This window comes from Acidocella sp., assembly GCF_036489515.1.
Classification (GTDB): Bacteria; Pseudomonadota; Alphaproteobacteria; order Acetobacterales; family Acetobacteraceae; genus Acidocella.
The window spans coordinates 56,384-74,387 of sequence record NZ_DASXFO010000040.1 but is presented as its reverse complement, the minus strand read 5'-3'; the positions used below and the strand labels follow the sequence as shown (position 1 = coordinate 74,387).

Annotated in this window: 13 protein-coding genes and 1 pseudogene; 9 read left to right on the top strand and 5 right to left on the bottom strand. The window is 60.3% G+C overall.

The genetic code is table 11. The features are described 5' to 3' along the window. The first annotated feature begins 147 nt into the window (after window positions 1-147). Entirely contained in the window at window positions 148-1,530 is a 1,383-nt protein-coding gene (locus VGG47_RS06085) for an MFS transporter (RefSeq protein WP_331536472.1), read from the top strand. A 359-nt stretch (window positions 1,531-1,889) separates the two neighbouring features. On the opposite strand, the gene VGG47_RS06080 is transcribed toward VGG47_RS06085, so the two are convergent. After that, window positions 1,890-2,801, bottom strand: coding sequence for a LysR family transcriptional regulator (locus tag VGG47_RS06080; protein WP_331536470.1), 912 nt, complete (start codon window positions 2,799-2,801; stop codon window positions 1,890-1,892). A gap of 113 nt (window positions 2,802-2,914) precedes the next feature. Here VGG47_RS06080 and ilvD point away from each other — a divergent pair, with 113 nt between their 5' ends. Beyond that, entirely contained in the window at window positions 2,915-4,765 is a 1,851-nt protein-coding gene (gene ilvD / locus VGG47_RS06075) for a dihydroxy-acid dehydratase (protein WP_331536468.1), read from the top strand. Between the two features lie 47 nt (window positions 4,766-4,812). On the opposite strand, the gene VGG47_RS06070 is transcribed toward ilvD, so the two are convergent. Then, window positions 4,813-5,661, bottom strand: a complete 849-nt coding sequence (locus VGG47_RS06070; RefSeq protein ID WP_331536466.1) for an ABC transporter substrate-binding protein — start codon at window positions 5,659-5,661, stop codon at window positions 4,813-4,815. A gap of 174 nt (window positions 5,662-5,835) precedes the next feature. On the opposite strand from VGG47_RS06070, the gene VGG47_RS06065 reads away from it, so the two are divergent. The 3 genes from VGG47_RS06065 (at window position 5,836) to VGG47_RS06055 (ending at window position 11,267) form a co-directional block, all read left to right on the top strand. Continuing rightward, window positions 5,836-6,723, top strand: coding sequence for a Ku protein (locus VGG47_RS06065; RefSeq protein ID WP_331536464.1), 888 nt, complete (start codon window positions 5,836-5,838; stop codon window positions 6,721-6,723). Further along, window positions 6,713-9,148, top strand: a complete 2,436-nt coding sequence (ligD, locus tag VGG47_RS06060; RefSeq protein ID WP_331536462.1) for a DNA ligase D — start codon at window positions 6,713-6,715, stop codon at window positions 9,146-9,148. Before VGG47_RS06065 ends, ligD begins: the two co-directional genes overlap by 11 nt. A 517-nt stretch (window positions 9,149-9,665) precedes the next feature. Beyond that, a complete protein-coding gene (locus VGG47_RS06055; protein WP_331536460.1) occupies window positions 9,666-11,267 on the top strand; it encodes a non-ribosomal peptide synthetase in 1,602 nt (533 codons plus the stop codon). A gap of 608 nt (window positions 11,268-11,875) precedes the next feature. Here the strand turns inward: VGG47_RS06055 and VGG47_RS06050 are convergent. Continuing rightward, window positions 11,876-12,382 (bottom strand): hypothetical protein, encoded by a 507-nt coding sequence (locus VGG47_RS06050; protein WP_331536458.1) that lies wholly within the window; start codon window positions 12,380-12,382, stop codon window positions 11,876-11,878. A 411-nt stretch (window positions 12,383-12,793) separates the two neighbouring features. Continuing rightward, window positions 12,794-13,414: pseudogene (locus VGG47_RS06045) on the bottom strand (transposase); the annotation flags it as partial. Window positions 13,415-13,972: 558 nt separating this feature from the next. Here VGG47_RS06045 and VGG47_RS06040 point away from each other — a divergent pair. Beyond that, window positions 13,973-14,161 carry a hypothetical protein gene (locus VGG47_RS06040; protein ID WP_331536456.1) on the top strand — a complete coding sequence of 63 codons (189 nt, stop codon included), beginning with the start codon at window positions 13,973-13,975 and terminating at the stop codon, window positions 14,159-14,161. 1,290 nt (window positions 14,162-15,451) lie between these two features. On the opposite strand, the gene VGG47_RS06035 is transcribed toward VGG47_RS06040, so the two are convergent. After that, entirely contained in the window at window positions 15,452-15,667 is a 216-nt protein-coding gene (locus tag VGG47_RS06035) for a helix-turn-helix domain-containing protein (RefSeq protein ID WP_331536454.1), read from the bottom strand. Between the two features lie 159 nt (window positions 15,668-15,826). Here VGG47_RS06035 and VGG47_RS06030 point away from each other — a divergent pair, with 159 nt between their 5' ends. The 3 genes from VGG47_RS06030 (at window position 15,827) to VGG47_RS06020 (ending at window position 17,755) form a co-directional block, all read left to right on the top strand. Beyond that, on the top strand, window positions 15,827-16,267 hold the full coding sequence (locus tag VGG47_RS06030) for a hypothetical protein (protein WP_331536452.1): 441 nt from the start codon (window positions 15,827-15,829) through the stop codon (window positions 16,265-16,267). Beyond that, complete coding sequence (locus tag VGG47_RS06025; RefSeq protein ID WP_331536450.1) at window positions 16,264-16,536, top strand: hypothetical protein; 273 nt, start codon at window positions 16,264-16,266, stop codon at window positions 16,534-16,536. Before VGG47_RS06030 ends, VGG47_RS06025 begins: the two co-directional genes overlap by 4 nt. Window positions 16,537-17,482: 946 nt before the next feature. Then, window positions 17,483-17,755, top strand: a complete 273-nt coding sequence (locus VGG47_RS06020; RefSeq protein ID WP_331536448.1) for a type II toxin-antitoxin system HicB family antitoxin — start codon at window positions 17,483-17,485, stop codon at window positions 17,753-17,755. Window positions 17,756-18,004 lie beyond the last annotated feature (249 nt).

Here is an 18,004-nt window from a genome sequence, read left to right as displayed (position 1 = left end):
CACGGCCCCATTCTCAACGGGCGTGGCTCTCAGCGCGCCCAAAGGCGGCTATGTCATGCAAGTTTCTATCCCCGCCGATGCGGCAAACCTGGTTCCCGCATTTTCCCTCGCCACGGTCTTCCTCGCATCCTCCTGCGGAGCTCCCAAATGCCTAGCCTGATCCCGCTCGATGGCCTGCCGCCCGGACGCCGCGGCTGGGCGGTCACCGCCCAGTTGCTCGGGGTGGGCATGTCCACGTTGGACCTCGCCATCGCGAATACGGCTTTGCCCACCATTGCGGGAAACCTGCACACCAATCCGGAAGCCTCGATCTGGATCATCAACGCCTACCAGCTGGCCCTCATCGCGACCGCACTCCCCTTTGCGGCCCTCGGCGATATCGTCGGCCACAAGCGCGTCTTCCTCTTTGGCCTGGTTCTGTTCACGGTTGCCTCTCTGGCTTGTGCCTGCTCTTTTTCTCTCCCCAGCCTGACCATTGCCCGTCTGTTTCAGGGCCTCGGCGGCAGCGCGATGATGAGCGTCAACAGCGCACTCATCCGCTTCATCTACCCGGAGCGCCAATTGGGCCGCGGCATGGGCATGAACGTGCTGGTCGTCGCCACGTCTTTCGCCGTCGGACCCACCGCCGCCTCGCTGATCCTGTCCATCGGCACCTGGCCGTTGCTGTTCGCCATCAACGTTCCTCTTGGCATTTTCGCCTTCGTGCTGGGCATACGCGCGCTGCCCGCCACGCCGCGTGCCAAACACCGCTTCGATGTCATTCTGGCCGGGCTCAATGCCGGCGCCTTCGGCTTTCTGGTTCTCGGCTTGAGCGGCGCCGCTCATGGCGATGCCTTGAAACTCGCCATTCCAGAAATTATCCTCGGCCTCATCCTCGGCGCCCTGCTGCTCCGCCGGCAGGCGCAGCACACAGCCCCCATGTTGCCGGTCGATCTGTTCAAGATCCCCATCTTCACCCTCTCCGCCATCACCGCGATCTGCTCCTTCGCCACGCAGGGCCTCGCTTTCGTCGCGCTGCCGTTCTACCTGGAGCAGGCTCTGGGCCGCAGCCAGATCGAAACCGGCTTCCTCATCACCCCCTGGCCCATCATGGTCGCCGTGATGGCAAATGTGGCCGGCCGGCTTTCGGACCGCTACTCCGCCGGCATGCTGGGCGGCGCTGGCCTTGCCACGTTGAGCCTGGGCATGATCTTGTTGGCATTGCTGCCAGCCCATCCCAGCAACTTTGATATCGTCTGGCGTATGGCAATCTGCGGCATCGGCTTCGGCTTCTTCCAATCCCCCAACCTGAAGCTGCTCATGGCAAGCGCCCCGCCCAACCGCGCCGGCGGGGCCAGCGGCATCGTCACTGTCGCGCGGCTGATGGGCCAAACCCTCGGCGCCGCCTTGGTCGCCCTTTGTTTCTCCGTCGCCGTCGGGCACGCCCCGATCATCGCTTTGGCCCTCGGCGCCGCCTTCGCCGGAGCCGCCAGCGCCGCCAGCTTCGCCCGCGTTCTGGTGCCGCTCCGGGCCGAGGGCATCGCCGATTAGGACATCAGGCCATCGCATGACACGAAGCATCGCATGATGCGTGGGATTGCCCCGATGATACTCGTCAAATGTTCCTTGGTTCGATCCGAAAAGCGCCTGTTCCTTCGTCCCGACCTGCCATCGACAAGCCGCCGCGTGGAAATCTTGCCGGGATGGTCTCGCTTAGATGCCACCGCGTAGCGGCGCGTTAGCGTCCTTGACGAGATTGAGCACGGAGGCAGGCTGATGGCGGTCGAGGCGATGGAAAAAATCCTCGACCATTCGCTATGCCAGCCCCAACGCCGCGCCGTGATCGACAGAACCGGCGGAACAGGGACGTCTATCGCCCGCGCCCGGGCGCACCCCTCTTTGGTTTCAACTCAAAACGACTCAAGCGTTTCCCTGATCACGCCAAGAAAGCGTTCCAGCGTCGGGGCGTGATCTTCACGGCGCCATACGATGCCCGTTTTCAATGAAAGCGGCGCATCCTGAAGATTTACGTAACGCACGCCCGTACGTGCCAAATGACGCAACGATACGGGCACGAGCGCGATGCCCATGCCCGCGGATACAAGGCTGATAATCGTCTGCATCTGAATCGCCTCCTGCACGATGCGGGCTTGCCCGCCATGCAAGCGATAATAGTTTATCACCAGATCATAGAAGGCTGGCGCGGAGCGCCGGGGAAACACGATCAACGGGGATTCGATCACCGCCGCAGGGGGCAGGACGCCTCCGGCGACCTGCAGGCGCCCCTCCTCGATCCAGCTTTCCGGTACCGCGGCGATCAGCGGCTCCGAGACCAGCTCCCGATAGATGAGACATTCAGGCAGCGCGCTATGCTCCGGCGGGATGATGATGCCGGCCTGCCCCTTGCCGTCCAGGAGCGCCGCGATCTGCTGGTCGCTCGTTGCCTCGGTCAATGCGATCTCGACCTCGGGATACAAGGACGCATAACGGCGCACGAGTGCCGGCAGGATGTTATAGTCGGCGGTACTGACGAAGGAGAGTTCGAGCCGGCCCACCTCGCCATCGCGCAGCCGCCGGGCGGCTTCCGGCAAGGCTTTCACACCGTCGAGCGCGGTCCGGACATAGGTCAGCCACTGCGCTGCGAACGCGGTCAGCGCCACGCTCCGCTTGGTCCGCACAAAGAGCGGCGCCCCGAGCTCATGTTCGAGCGCCATGATCGACTGGCTGAGAGGCGGCTGCGTCATTCCGAGCCGCTCGGCGGCTTTGCCGAAATGCAGGGTCTCGGCCACTGCCACGAAATGCCGAAGTTGGCGAACGTCCACTCATATCTCCAAAGACTTTATTGTCGTATAATAGTATATTTCACATCTTTCTAATCCTGGCGTACCAGCCCCTCCAGCATCGACAACGTTACATATCCTTGGGGAGTCAGGACATGCCGCAATACCGCTCTAGAACCACCACCCACGGCCGCAACATGGCCGGGGCCCGCAGCCTTTGGCGCGCCACGGGGATGACGGACAGTGATTTTGGCAAGCCGATCATCGCGGTGGTGAACTCCTTCACCCAGTTCGTGCCCGGGCATGTGCATCTGAAGGATCTCGGCCAGCTCGTCGCGCGCGAGATCGAAGCCGCGGGCGGTGTCGCCAAGGAATTCAACACCATCGCGGTGGATGACGGCATCGCGATGGGGCATGACGGCATGCTCTACTCGTTGCCCTCGCGCGAGCTGATCGCCGACAGCGTCGAGTATATGGTTAACGCGCATTGCGCCGATGCGATGGTCTGCATCTCCAACTGCGACAAGATCACCCCGGGCATGCTGATGGCGTCACTGCGCCTTAACATCCCCACCGTGTTCGTCTCGGGTGGGCCGATGGAGGCCGGTAAGGTGGTAATGAAGGGCGCCAAGCACGCGGTCGACCTCGTGGACGCCATGATCGTCGCCGCCGACGACAGCTACTCCGACGAGGAAGTGAAGAGCATCGAGCGTTCGGCCTGCCCGACCTGCGGCTCCTGCTCCGGCATGTTCACCGCCAACTCGATGAACTGCCTGACCGAGGCACTCGGGCTCTCGCTGCCCGGCAACGGCTCGGTGCTGGCGACCCATGCCGACCGCGAGAAGCTCTTCCGCGAAGCCGGGCGTGTCGCCGTTGATCTCGCCCGCCGCTGGTACGAGCAGGACGACGCCTCCGCCCTGCCGCGCAACATCGCCAGCCGTGGCGCCTTCGAGAACGCCATGAGCCTCGACATCGCCATGGGCGGCTCCACAAACACAGTGCTCCATTTGCTGGCCGCGGCGCAGGAAGGTGGGGTTGATTTTACCATGGCGGATCTCGACCGCCTGTCCCGCCGCGTGCCGTGCCTGTGCAAGGTGGCCCCGACGAAAAACGACGTGCACATGGAAGACGTCCACCGCGCGGGCGGCATCATGGCCATTCTGGGTGAGCTGGAACGCGCCGGGTTGATCGATGCCAGCCTGCCGACCGTCCATGCGCCCACGCTGGCCGACGCGCTGGCACGCTGGGACATCGGCCGCAGCACCAGCGAGGAGGTGCGCACATTCTACCGCGCCGCACCTGGCGGCGTACCGACGCAGGTGGCCTTCAGCCAATCCGCCCGCTGGGACGAACTCGACACCGACCGCGAGCATGGCGTGATCCGTTCGGCACAGCACCCCTTCAGCAAGGATGGCGGCTTGGCCGTGCTGTTCGGCGACCTGGCGCCGGAGGGCTGCATCGTGAAGACCGCGGGGGTGGACCCATCCGTCCTCACTTTCCGCGGCACGGCACGTGTGTATGAGAGCCAGGACGATGCCGTTTCCGGCATTCTCGGCGGCCAGGTGAAGGCGGGCGACGTCGTCGTCATCCGCTACGAGGGTCCGAAGGGTGGGCCTGGGATGCAGGAGATGCTGTATCCGACCAGCTACCTGAAATCCAAGGGACTGGGCAAAGCGTGCGCGCTGATCACCGATGGCCGCTTCTCCGGCGCCACATCGGGCCTGTCCATCGGCCATGTCTCGCCCGAGGCGGCCGAAGGCGGGCTGATCGCCCTGGTCGAGACCGGCGATGCGATCCTGATCGATATCCCCAACCGCGCGATCAGCCTGGAGGTGAACGCGGATGTTCTCGCCGCCCGCCAGCAAGCGATGCAGGCCAAGGGCGCCGCAGCCTGGAAGCCGGTGGACCGCAAGCGTAACGTCTCGCCAGCACTACGCGCCTACGCGGCGCTCACCACCAATGCGGCGCGCGGCGCCGTGCGGGATGTCAGCCAGGTGGAAAAGTAAAAAAGGAAGGCTACTTTTTGTGAACAAAAAGTAGCAAAAAAACTTTGCTACTTTGGGCCATGGGCGTTGTCGCTGACACAGCCCATGGCCCAGCATAAAAGAAGTTTTTGCGCCGCTTTTTTCAAAAAGCGGCTGCTTCCTCGCGCTGTGTCACGGTCCGGCACTACGGTGGCCCTCGTGGGGGGCGCCATAGCTTCCGTCCCGAGCCACTGCCCTATCAGCGTGGAGAGCGTGCCATCCTGCACGAGTGCTGCCTGCGCGTTGTCGATAGCCTCCCTGAGCGCAATGTTGCCCTTGCGCACGCAGACGCCGAGGCGCTCGCGGGTGATCCCCGTCTCAACGACCCTGAGCCTATGGCGATCGCGGACAAACCATTCCGTGACAGGCGCGAGCTTCATGAACGCGTCACAACCGCCGGTCGAGAGATCGTCGAGCGCCTGTTCAATTTCGTCGTATGCATACACCCGGACCCGCGCGGCGCGGTGCTCGGCAACAAGTCTGTCAGCAATCGGCTGGCTGGTGTTCCCCCGTTGTACGCCGATCACCAAGCCCTTGAGATCGGCGATCCCATGGACGTTCGGGTGTCGGCTCGGGTCGACGACGAGCGACTGGCCAGAAACCGCGTAGGGCGCGCAGAAATCCGCGATCCGTTCGCGGCCCGGCGTGATCGTGGTACCCGAGGCGACGCAATCGTAGGCGCCGTCGTCAAGCCCGGCAAAAATACCGTTGAAGTCGGCACCCGTGAAGCGGACCAGTTGCCAGGTATGGCCGAGTTGCTCAGCGATACGCCGCATGAGCGCGACGTCGAAGCCCTCCGGGCCGGCAGCGGTGGTGAACTCAAAGGGTGGGTCTGGCAGGGCCGCTCCCACCCTCAGCGGCATCGCTTCATTGCCCATCCCCTCTGTCCCCCCTCCTCAGAGCGCCGACATGGCCAAGGCAGTGCCCGCAGCACTCACTGACCCCAGAATCCCACCAGGTAAGCGGCGCATTAACAATCATATGGCTCGTTGCAGGCGGCGCCTCGGCGCCACATCTTCCAATAGCACAAAACCACGGCAGATGGAGCATTCATGGTCGCGTCCGCAAAAAACCGGCGCGCCCCGGCCAGGTCTGAGCCACCCTCGAAGATCACGGGGGGACGGAGCCTATGGACGGGGCAATTGCGCCTGGCTCTGGTGACGATCCCGGTGCAGCTTGTCTCGGCGATAGCATCCGGTGAGCGCCTGTCTTTCCACCAGATTGACGCTAAATCCCATAAGCGCATCCGCTACGAGAAGATTGCCCCCGGTGTTGGCCGTGTGGATGCGGACGATATCGTCAAAGGCTTCGAGCTTTCCAAAGGTAACTATGTGCTGATCACCGACGAGGATCTCGACCAGGTAAAACTCGAAGCCAAGCGCACGATCGATCTCGTGCAATTCGTCGATCATTGTGAAATTGATCCCATATATTTCGACAAGCCTTATTTCGTGGTGGCCAACGACAAGCTCGCCAACGAGGCTTATGCGGTGCTGCGCGAGGCAATGCGCGCGACCGGTAAGATGGGCATCGGGCAATTCGTCATGCGAGGGCGTGAATATATCGCGGCGTTAAAGCCCTACGGCGATGGATTGCTGCTCGAGACCTTACGCTTTGCCGACGAGGTGCGTACCGCGACGCCGTTTTTCCGTGATGTGGATGAGACAGCGCCCGCCCCGGAATTGCTCGACATGGCGCGGGATTTAATCAAACGCAAAACCAAGGCATTCGATGCAAATTTGTTCCACGACCATTATACCGAGGCCTTGCGCGCCTTGATTGAGGCCAAAGCGAAGAACAAAGTCGTGGTGGATGAAGCACCTGCCGACGCGGGAGGAGAGCGCGGCAACGTCATCGACCTGGTCGAAGCGCTGCGCCAGAGCGTGCGCGCAAGCCAGCCGGGCGAAGCGCCCCCCGCGAAGAAGAAACGTGCCAAATAGGCAGGTGCATGGGGCCCCCTCACTCGCCCCCTATCGAGCGAAGCGGCGCTTCGACGAGACCCGCGAGCCACGCGGCGGCACGGCGGCGGCGGGCGCGCGCTACCTCGTGCAAAAACATGACGCGACGCGGCTGCATTACGATTTCCGGCTGGAACTGGATGGGGTGTTGCTCAGCTGGGCAATCACGCGCGGTCCGAGTTATGACCCGAAGGATAAGCGGCTCGCCGTACGTACGGAGGACCATCCGCTGGAATATGGCAGCTTTGAAGGCGCCATCCCCAAAGGAAATTACGGTGGTGGCACCGTGATGCTTTGGGACACGGGCAGTTGGGAGCCGATCGGCGATCCACGGAAAGGCTTGGCAGAGGGCAAATTCGCTTTCCGGCTCCATGGCGAGCGATTGCGTGGGCGCTGGGCGCTCGTGCGGATGCGTCCGCGCGCCGGCGAGAAACGGGAGAACTGGCTGCTGATCAAGGAGCGTGACGAGCTCGCGGGCACGCATGCCGACCTGCTGGAAACCGGAACCAGCTCCATCGTTTCGGGCCGCACCATGGAGCAGATTGCGCATGCCGGTGGCGTCTGGGCGCGCAAGGATGATGCGACCAAGCTGCCCGCCTTCATCGCACCCGCTCTGGCAACATTGGTGGACACACCGCCGCACGGTAAAGACTGGCTGTTTGAGGTCAAATATGACGGATATCGCGCGCTCATCGCGACGGATGGGGCAAATGTGCGGATTTACACACGCTCGGGGCTGGATTGGACGGCGCGGTTCCCCGACATCGCTGCGTCCGTCGCGGCGCTGAAGTTACGAGGCACGCTGCTCGATGGCGAGATCGTCGTGATCGGCAAAAATGGCATCACGGATTTCGGCGCCCTGGTCGCGGCTCTGGAAGACGGCAGCACGGCGCTTTCCTGCTTTTTGTTCGATATTCTAACGCATGACGGCAAGGATCTGCGCAAACACGCGTTGAAGGCGCGGAAGGCGGCATTGCGCCGCCTCATCGGCACGCAACCGACCAGCGCCCCCTTGCAGATCAGCGAGGATTTTTCGGGCGACGGCGAGGCGCTGCTGCAAATCACCTGCGCGCATGGGCTGGAAGGGCTCATCGCCAAGCGCACCACCGCGCCCTACCGTAGCGGGCGGCATGCCGACTGGCTGAAGATCAAATGCCATCATGGGCAGGAATTCGTCATTCTGGGCTTCTCCGCATCGGGGAAAAGCCGCCCTTTCGCCTCCCTGCTGATGGGTTTGCGGGAGAATGGCGCGCTGCGTTATGCTGGCCGCGTCGGCTCCGGGTTTTCCGATGCCGCATTGGCGCGCCTCGCCGCCTGGCGCGATGCGCACCGGCGCCCGACCCCGGCTTGCGATGTACCGGCAGCCATGCGCCGTGGCGTGACCTGGGTAAAACCGGAATTGGTGGCGCAGATCGCCTTCGCCGGATGGACGCCAGATGGATTGATCCGGCACGGACGTTTTTCAGGGCTCAGGGAAGACAAGCCCAGCACGGAGGTGGGAACTGAAATGCCCAAACCGTTGGCGGTGGTGAATATCAGCCATCCGGACCGAGTGATCTATCCGGACTCAGGCCTCACCAAGGCCGATCTGGCCGCCTATATCCAGCGCGCCGCTCCTTTGATGCTGCCTTACGTGACGGACCGCTTTGTCAGCCTCGTACGCTGCCCGGAGGGGGCCGCCGGGGAGTGCTTTTTCCAGCGCCACCCCACCGCGGGCTTCGGCAAAGCCTGGCTGTCGCAGGATTTTCTTAACCCTAAGGGCAAGCATGAAACCTACGTCTATTGCAAAAGCGCCGCGGCGTTGCTGGCTGCCGTGCAGATGGGCGTGCTGGAGTTCCACATCTGGGGCTCGCGCCGCGATGCGCCGGAAAAGCCTGACCATATTGTGTTCGATCTCGACCCGGATCCTGCACTCGGCTTCGACATCGTAAAGCAGGCGGCCAAGCGCTTGCGCGACGTGCTGGAGGCGCTAGAGCTTACCAGCCTGCCGATGCTGAGCGGCGGCAAGGGCATCCACGTCGTCGTACCGCTTCAGCGTCAGCATAAATTTCCGGTTGTGAAGCAATTTAGCGCCGCCGTCGCGCGGCGAATGGCGGCGGATGCGCCTGGCCGCTTCGTCGCCGCGATGAGCAAAGCCAAGCGCACGGGCCGAATTTTTATTGACTATTTCCGTAACGACGTTGGCGCCACCGCGATCGCGCCCTATTCACCGCGCGCCCGGCCGACCGGCGCGGTGGCCTGGCCCTGCAGCTGGGCGGAACTTGAACAGCATGAGTCTGCTCAAGCCATGACAATCACGCGGGCGCTGCAAGCCATCAGTGCCGACGAGAACGGTTGGAGCGCTTACGAAGGGCTGAGGCAGACACTCACCGCGGCGACATTGCGGGCGATCGGCCTACCCGCTTAGGCGGATGCGGAAAACGCCAAAATTGCGAGAAAAAAATAATGGCGTAGTGGCTTCGGCATCTGAGCCAACGGACGGCGTGTCTGGTTGCCGCGCCCGCATCGGCGCTTATCGCAAATAATTTTTCCTGATGTTTCCAATGCGCCTCGGAGCGTCGCAGGATGCGCGGGATGCATATGCAGTACGGGCTAATTTGCCGCGGCAGAACAGGTCAAAATATCCGAAAAAACCAATAGAATCACTTTTGCGCGCTGAAGCACATTAGAACAGGGAAGCGGATAACCTTGATGTGTTTGCGCGAGCATCAAAAACTGTTTCATTTCTCAGTAATTTTATGAAATACTTAAAGCCACAACAAAGCCACATCTTTATTACAGCAAAACTAACATTTCGATTTAATATCCGGATTAAATAATTTTCTGTAGAAAATTTTAGGGTTCATTCCGTGGTCGTGCCGCATGGGTTCGCGATCGCGGAATTCTGGAACTAGATGGAGGATTATCGCTGCACCTAGACAGCGGTGGTACCGACGATCATCTCGCAACTCCTGGATTGGCAGGACCCGAAGGCGGACAGCCGGGCCGCGGCCTTCCAGCGCATCCCCTTCCTGCGCAGCTCCTCGGCGCCGCTGTCGCCCTCCCTGCACCGCGAATTCATCGACAAATTCAAATTGCCGCTCATCCAGGCGATGGGCTCGTCGGAAGCCGGCAACGTGTTCTCGAACCCGGTGCCGCCGGGCCAAAACAAGATCGGCTCGCCGGGTCTGCCCTGGGGGTTTGAGGCCCGGATCGTCGACCGCGAGGGTTTGGATGTGCCGGTGGGGGAACCGGGCGAGGTTTTGCTGCGCGGCGACGGGATGACACAGGGTTATTACAAGGACCCCGTCGGAACCGCGGCGGCGTTTGACAGTGAAGGCTGGTTGCACACGGGCGATCTCGCCTATCGCGATGAAGACGGCTACTTCTTCATGATCGGTCGCTCCAAGGAGCTGATCATCAAGGGCGGCGTGAACATCGCGCCCAAACAGATCGACGAAATTCTCGAGTCCCATCCTGCGGTTTTGGAGGCGGCCGCGGTCGGGGTGCCTGATCGGCATGTCGGCGAGGATGTGGTGGCGTTCGCCGTCCTGCGGAACGGGACGCGTTGCGACGAACGGGAGCTGCTGAGCTTCTGCGAAAGCCATCTGGGCTATTTCAAGACTCCGGCGCGCATTTATTTTGTTGCGGATCTGCCGAAAGGCCCCTCGGGAAAAGTGCGGCGGCTGCGCCTGACGGAAGAGGCGGAAAGACTGACGGCCGCCGGCGCGCTGGCACAGGAGCGATCCGGCGCATCGGCCGCAAACGCCGCAGGCGGGGAGTCCGGCGACGGCTTGCCGCTGGAGCGGATCATCATTGACATCTGGGTCGACCTTCTCGCGGCGCCGCACATTGGCCCTGACAGTAATTTTTTTGCGCTGGGCGGGCAATCATTGCAGGCCATTCAATGTCTCTCGCGCCTCCGTGAAAAAGCCTCGGTTCTGCTATCGCTTTCGGACTTCTTCGAGAATGCCGATGGTGCCTTTTCCATGCAACGAATGAGCACATCGCTCGGCGATTCCGGGACCTTAATCCGGTTTGTGCTTTCGCGGGTCCCGACCGGCGTGAAGCATCGCTTCAATTCTCTCAAGAGCCTCCTGGATAAAGTGGCGAACCACCCGCCGGCGACGATTCTGCCGTCGGGCTATTTTGATGAGCAGGGCGTGCCGATCGACACGTTGGTCATCGATCGGCTGGGGCGCGTCATTGGGAGGTTATGGCACCCACGCCCGCTGGATGCCGCAGGTGTGCTCATTCGCGCGGATAATTCGGAGGACATGTTGCCTGGCAGCGATCCTGCCCATGGATGGGCTGGCCTCTTCGCCCGAGGGCTCGAAATTGTCCAAACCACAGGAGACCATCACTCGATGGTGATCGAGGATAATGCCGTGATTTTGGCACGGCAGATGAATTCAATACTCGACAGATATGAGGATGCCCGGGACGAAAGGGCGGGGGCGCCTGGTAACAAAACGGATCATGGAGGCAGCTATGGGCAAAGGCGGTTCGGTCAGGCGCCTTCCCAACCCAAGCACACGGTGGTTTAGGCGGTTGGCATGGAGCAGGGTAGGTCGGTCCCCAATGCCAGCGATGACGATTGTCCCATGACGGCCTCGATACCTGTGTCTTCTGCTGCCACCCGGTCCGCCGTTCATGGCCCCGTTGCCGCGGCGCAGGATCATCGCATCGCGCTGTATGACACATACCCTGCGCGACGGCGCCTAGGTGCAAGCGGGTGGATTTCGCGGCAATGGACAAGCAGGTCCGCGGATCGGCGTCCTCGAATGGAAGGAGGCGTTATTACTTTTGGTCCGCAGAAAAACACCAACTCATTGAAAAAGTGTTTTTTGTTATGGCCAGCCAAATGCTTCGAAAGTGATAACTGGAACACATTGAAAATAGGCGATTCACTTCGTCTGGCTCGCAGGTCATTTTGCGTCGGGCGCAGCCACCAGATTGTGCGGACGCGAACGTCTGTTTCAGAGCCCAAATGCCACAAAGCGGTTAGGCTCCGATCGGCCGTTATCCATTTCTGAAATAGAGTTTTCGATACCCTCTCCCGGGAAGCAAATGGGCATGACGCTCTTCAAGCGCAGAACGTATCTTTCTTAGGGCCCAGGCATGTCTGTAGCGTACCATTCTCGGGCCCGAAAAGTTAGCGTTCCCCTTCGGGCGTCGGTCCGATGTATTCCTGGTAAGCCGTGATCCAGTTCGTCGCGATCGCCTGGCGGGCGGTATCCAGAGAAATTTTGTGGTCGCATACCATTCGGTTCAGGCGGTATTCGAGGCGGTCTTTGACGAAGCTGCCCCAGCCGCTGTAGACATAGTGCGGCTCCGGCCAGAGGTTCTGCAGGTTTGTGGGCGAGCCGCCGAGCTCGAGCGGGATCAGGTGATCTTCCTCGTAGGCGCGAAGGCGCTTATCGAAGTAGCGGTAACTAACGTCGATCTGATGATGCTTGACGTCCTCCGTGTATGCCTTCGGCGGCCGCACCGTGCGCGTCCAGCCGCGGACGCAGATTGTCCGATCGATGTTGGCCTGAGTAATCTGGGGATTAATCGCGCCGGGCGTCAAAGCCGGATCTGGCAGACCGGACTCGGTTTGTGCGACAGCAGGACCGGGCAAAACTGTGAAAAGCAGCAAGGCGACAGAGGCGAGGCGCATTACGCTTCGTCTTTCGTGGTTATGAAGTTTAAGTTTAACTATTGTGAAAAAGAACTCAACATTCCCGGCATCGAGTTCCCTCCTCGCTCGTGAAAAATATTAACAACTAAAAACCTCAAACTTCAAGCATATTTAGGAAGTGGCACTGCCCGTAGAAGCGGTAGCCTGCATATTCCAGTCCCCACCTGAAGTGCGGCAGACATTGCCCGTCTCTCCCTGCACGGGCTGATGACCCGACATATAATAGCTTTGCGAGACTGGCCTGCAGATCTGGCCCGATGTCCGGTCTGTATAGATACCGTTGATTTAGTCGGGCGAAGTGGCGCGCCCCTCTCTGGCCAATTGGCTGTTTCTCTCATCTTAGAAAGCCGCGGCGCCCGTGTTCCCGCGTTCACGGCGCGGCGGCTTGGCCTATACGGTCGCTGGTATCATGCTGCCGGTTTTCAGCGGCCTGAGCTTTGCCAGTTTTCGAAGGTTCTGAGCGATCGCGGCGAGCAGGAACTCGTCGCGGGCGCCTGAAGGTCCTCGTAGTCGCAGCCTACCAAGATGAAGAATGCGCTTGAGGTGGGCGAAGAGCATTTCAATTTTCTTCCGTCGATGCCGGCTCCGTTCATACTCTGGCGTCTTGGCGATCGCACGTGCCACGTCGCGGCTGTCCTCGTTTAAATCGCGTGGGATCTTGCGGGCCGGTGCGTTCGGGCAGCAGACGGGCTTTGACGGGCAAACCGCGCAGTCTTTTTTGGTGGCGCGGTAGCGGCTGCAACCATCCTTGTCTACGCCCGTCCGGGGCGTGGCATAGGTCCTATGGTATTGGACGAGTTCCTTACCTTCCGGACAAATGTAGCGGTTATTCTCGCCATCCCAAGTGAAGTCTTCGCGCGACCAGGTGCCATCGGTGCGTTGTGACTTGCCGAAGACCGGGATGTGCGGCGCGATCTGCTTGTCCTTCACCAGCCAGGCGAGGTTCGAGGCCGAACCATAGGCGCTGTCAGCAGCCACCCACTGAGGCTTTAACCCCCATCGTTCTTCTATCCACAGCCTATGCCGGCTATGATAGCGAATCGCAGGGCGCTGTGAGGGCCAAATTCCGTCGCAAGGCTACCTTAGCGATGTTTGGGGTGATTGCCGCTGCTCTTTCTGCTGCGGCAGCAATTCTAGGAAAATGGGCGTCTTGCGGTGCCGCAGTTGGGGTATCCGTCATTTTGCTCTTGATTACCTTGGCCTGGGGCGTCGGGGTGACCGTCGAGACGGTACGGGAGATCAGCTAATGTCGCTAACACTTCCCATTGAAAACCGCTTAAAAGACGCGGGACTGATAGATTTTTTCAATCGCCACATTCAGGTGTGGACGAATACGGCGCGGAAAACATATACTTTCGTACGTACGGGCTTCCCATCTGGGACGGCCATCAGACGAGACGATGTTGCAAAGGAACTTACGCCTCTAGTCGAGGTCAACGAAGAGCTCCGGAGCTTTTTGAAAAAAAAAGCTTAAGCAAAAGCTCTGGATTGGATTTTTCGCCGACCTTGTCATCGACCGGACATGGGATGAGATCTCAACCCAACAGCCGACACCATAAGGGAAACGTCATGACCGTAAAACAGAAAATTGCCGAACAAGCCGAAGCGTTTGCTCGCGAGATTATCACGCAGGAATTCAAACAGCCCGCCTCGGACGCTCTCGTGCAAGCTGTCGCCCGTAAAGTTTCTCGTGCGATGCCCATCACAACCCTCAAAAAAATCACTGCCGAGCACGAACGGCATCTGGAGCACGTCTAAGGCAGCCGCTTCACAGGCGACACCGCTTCCCGCACCGGGCAGAGCGAGCGTGCTGTGCAACGGGAGGCGACGCGTGGGGATAAAGCCGAGACGAATAATGTGGGGCGCAACCAAATTTGCGTAGCTGAGCCTATGGGGAGATTGCCGAGAACCTGCACCGCTCGGAGCTGACCGAGACCGAATTCCGAAAGCACGTCGATGAGTGGGTAAAACTAACGGCCGAAAAGGTGCGTCACGGTGACGCACCTTTATCTGGTGGTGCGCAACCGAGAGATAAAGCAATTAGCAAGGCCGTCCGCGACCTCGGCATCGACCGCACTTAAGTAAAGTCACCACCCTAATCTGCAGTATTTTGACATACGATATCGGCGATTTCCCCCGCAACAGAATTAGGCGGCGCATCTGTCACGACCGGAGGCCATGGATTCATCTCCATGACGTGACCGGCACAGTCAAAGTGCAGCGTCTCCATGCGCGTTGGATCAAACGAAGTGCCAGGGACGTACGTGTAAACGACAACCGCCGCACCACTTTTCCCGCCCCCTAGGATGGAGTTCATGTCAATCTTAGTTGCCTCGCCACTGTCGGCAGTGATCGTCAGCCAAACAGGAAGAAACAGGTCTTCGTTGCAACTAACGGCACCCCCAACTTTGCAGCCGCTTAAAAGTGAGGTGAGAATCTCTCCTGGTTTCGCTTTATAGATTTTTGGTGGATTCGCTTTGTCTTGGTCCAGGCATATCTGCAGTTGCGCTGGAGGCAATCCCGTTCGGTTCCAACGGCAGTAGGTGCCTGGGGAATATACCTGTCCAGGCGCTGGACAATACATATCCTCCGGACACGGCGGATCTGCAGATGCATCGGCAGATGGCTGCCCCCGCGCCATGCCTCCGGGCTGAGCATATTCCTGAGACGATGCTGATACCGCATCAGATGAATAGACATGCGATGGAGCGGGATAAATTGTAAAAGGTCCGAAAGGAACTCCGGCGCCCCCTTGTGGGCCAATAGTACATCCGGAAAGCAGAAAAAGACTGCCAAAAAGCAAAATCCCTGGAATGCGCCACCTCCAGGCAGTCCGTAAAAACACCATCCCAGCCCTTTAAGCCTGTTTGCGGCCGAGCGTGCCACGAGCGTGACGGAGAGTCATCAACGGTTCGGTAGCGAAATTTTCAATTATCGTCTATGTAACTCTAAGTTACATGATGTCTAAGAAATAAAAGCAGTGCGACGCGCCCTCAGCGGCGGATATCTAACATCACGCGTGACGATATCATCTGGGGATGAGGTCGGTCATTCTCGCGCTCCCTTCCGTAGCCTCACCCCGGCCCCCTCGCCATTCTCCGCAACGAACAGAACGCCAGCGGCTTCAAGGGCGGCTCGGATGGCATCGACGGTGCGTGGATGGGGAATTCGCTTCCCGTTCTCGAAATCGGCGAGCGTAGTCGGAGAAACCGAAGCCGCCTTAGCGACTTCACGCACCCCCAACTGAAGTGCAGCGCGGGCCATGCGGCACTGAGTAGAATTCAAACTGGAACCTCGTTACAACTTTGTTGACAGGCGGCGTATATTGGCACAGTGTTCCAGATCTGTCACGTAAGACAGAATGGCCGAGCGGGAAGGTGGAAGCTCCCGCGCCCGGCCTAACCCAAACCATGGAGTACAACCATGACTGAGGCTACATCCACACATACACCATCCCGCCGCGGACTGCTCGCCGGCACCGCCGCACTGCTGGCTGGCGGTGCCATCGCCCATCGCGCCACAGCGGCCACCATGTCCGCGCCAAGCGACGGCGCCCTCCTGGGCTTCTGCTCCGAATATCACCGGGCGCTGGCCGCGATGAAAGAGTTCTACGCTAAGATGCCTGAGCCGAGCCCCAGCCATCCTGACAAGGCGGCTTATAATGCATGGCATGCTGAGGATGAGCGCCTGATGAACCGGCAACTTGATGCGCTTGCGGATGCCTGCGACACGCCGGCCAATACCCTTAAAGGCATCATCGCCAAGGCTCGGGTGCTGGCAGCGGAGGAGGGCTTCGCCGACCTCGAGGCGGAGAACGTGTCCCAACTCCTGCAGGATCTGGTCAGCCTGGAGGGCCGGGCATGAACGTCATGAGCGATGCCCCAGCGGCACAAGACAGCCGGCCTTTGAAGGCCATGGCCGGGTATGCGGCCGATCTGCGGGACGCAATCTATGCCATTCAGGGTATGGTTAAGCATGACTCGGATGGCATCGAGGCGGACAAAGCCCGCGTTGCCTTGATGTGGACCTCAAGCAAGATGGAGTCCGACGCTGACGCGCTAAACGACATCCTTCTCGAGCTCTCTATGCAAGAGCGCGCCCGCACGGCGAGCAATCCGGACTTATTGGCCTAACAAACTCATTCCCAACCAGGGGCGCCTTCACCTGCCGCAAGCTTAAACCTTTTCACATGTTGATTTCACGCCCGGGGCCTGGAGAAGCGCCGTTGGCCGGCTTACGTCGCGCTCCGCGACCACATAAAAGGGGAAACAACATGTCACTGCGGATTATTCTTGCCTCCGTGCTCGGGCTCTCGGTCCTGTGTTCGAGCGCGGCTTTTGCTCAGACGAGTTCCGGCCCCGGCGGGAGCACTTCCGGCACCACTGGCGGCAGCATGGGCAGCGGTAGTGTGGGCGGCACTCACGGCACTTCGGGCACTACCTCCGGCACAATGAACAGCCAGTTGAATAATAATAGCGCCACAACACCATCACCTTACATGGGGGCGGGGAAGGGAACGCGACCACCTGGCACAGGCATGGGGAATGGCGGCGTCCAAACTGCGCCCAACAGCTCCGGTCAGAGCTCTGGCTCGACGGGCGGCACTTCAAATTCAAAATAGGATGGTCGTGGATTTCTTTAGTGCGAAAAGGCCCTGGAACGATCTGGGGACGCGACGCCATTTTCAGTTGAGGTCTGCGTAAACTGCGCCGACGTAGGAAAGTCGCGGCGACCGTTGGCTAAGTCTTTGATGTTGGCACCCTCAATACTGTTGAGGGCCATTCTAACCCGTTGATTTTAATCGGTCGAAAATTCGTTCGGAGGGTATCAACACGGTGCCGATCTATCTTTAAGTCGTTGATTTTGAACGGCGCAAAATTGCGCTGGTGTCCTCAGTATTGAGGGCGCCCGCCGCCAAGGGTGCTCACGGTATGAGCTCCCCTGAAGGGTGTGCGGAGTATGCACGCCCTTTGGCTGAGCGTGGGTTGCAGACTAGCCGGCGGGGGCTTCAGCCCTCGTTTTATTTTACAAAACGACCGCTAGTGCCATATTTCACCCTGGCAGCATGAGGAACGTAAAATGCGCTACCCCATCGCTATCGAAATCGGCGACGACAACACGGCATACGGCGTGGTCGTGCCGGATCTACCCGGCTGTTTCTCTGCGGGCGACACTCTGGACGAAGCTATTGCCAACGCCGAGGAAGCGGCTGCGGCGTGGATTGAGGCAACGCTGGACGCTGGCGGGGGCGTCCCGTCCCCTTCGGCACTCGAGGCGATCCGTAAAAATCCCGACTATCATGGCTGGTCCTTTGGGGAAGTAAGCCTCGGAGGAGGGACCAAGAATGGCTGATCGCCCCACACCCGAACCCACCTGCTACCGCGTCGCGTCCCTGGCCGCACGCTGGGACTGCTCGCCCGGAAAGGTCCACGACCTGATCAAATCGGGCGAATTGACTTGCCTGCGCCTCGAAACAATGGTCAGAATTCCCGCCACAGCCGTCCAAGCTTTTGAGGCAAAATGCCAAGAACAGACGCCCCCCGCCTCTGTCGCGTCGCCGGCAAAACAGCCTGGCACATTTATTACCAGCGGCGACGCTTC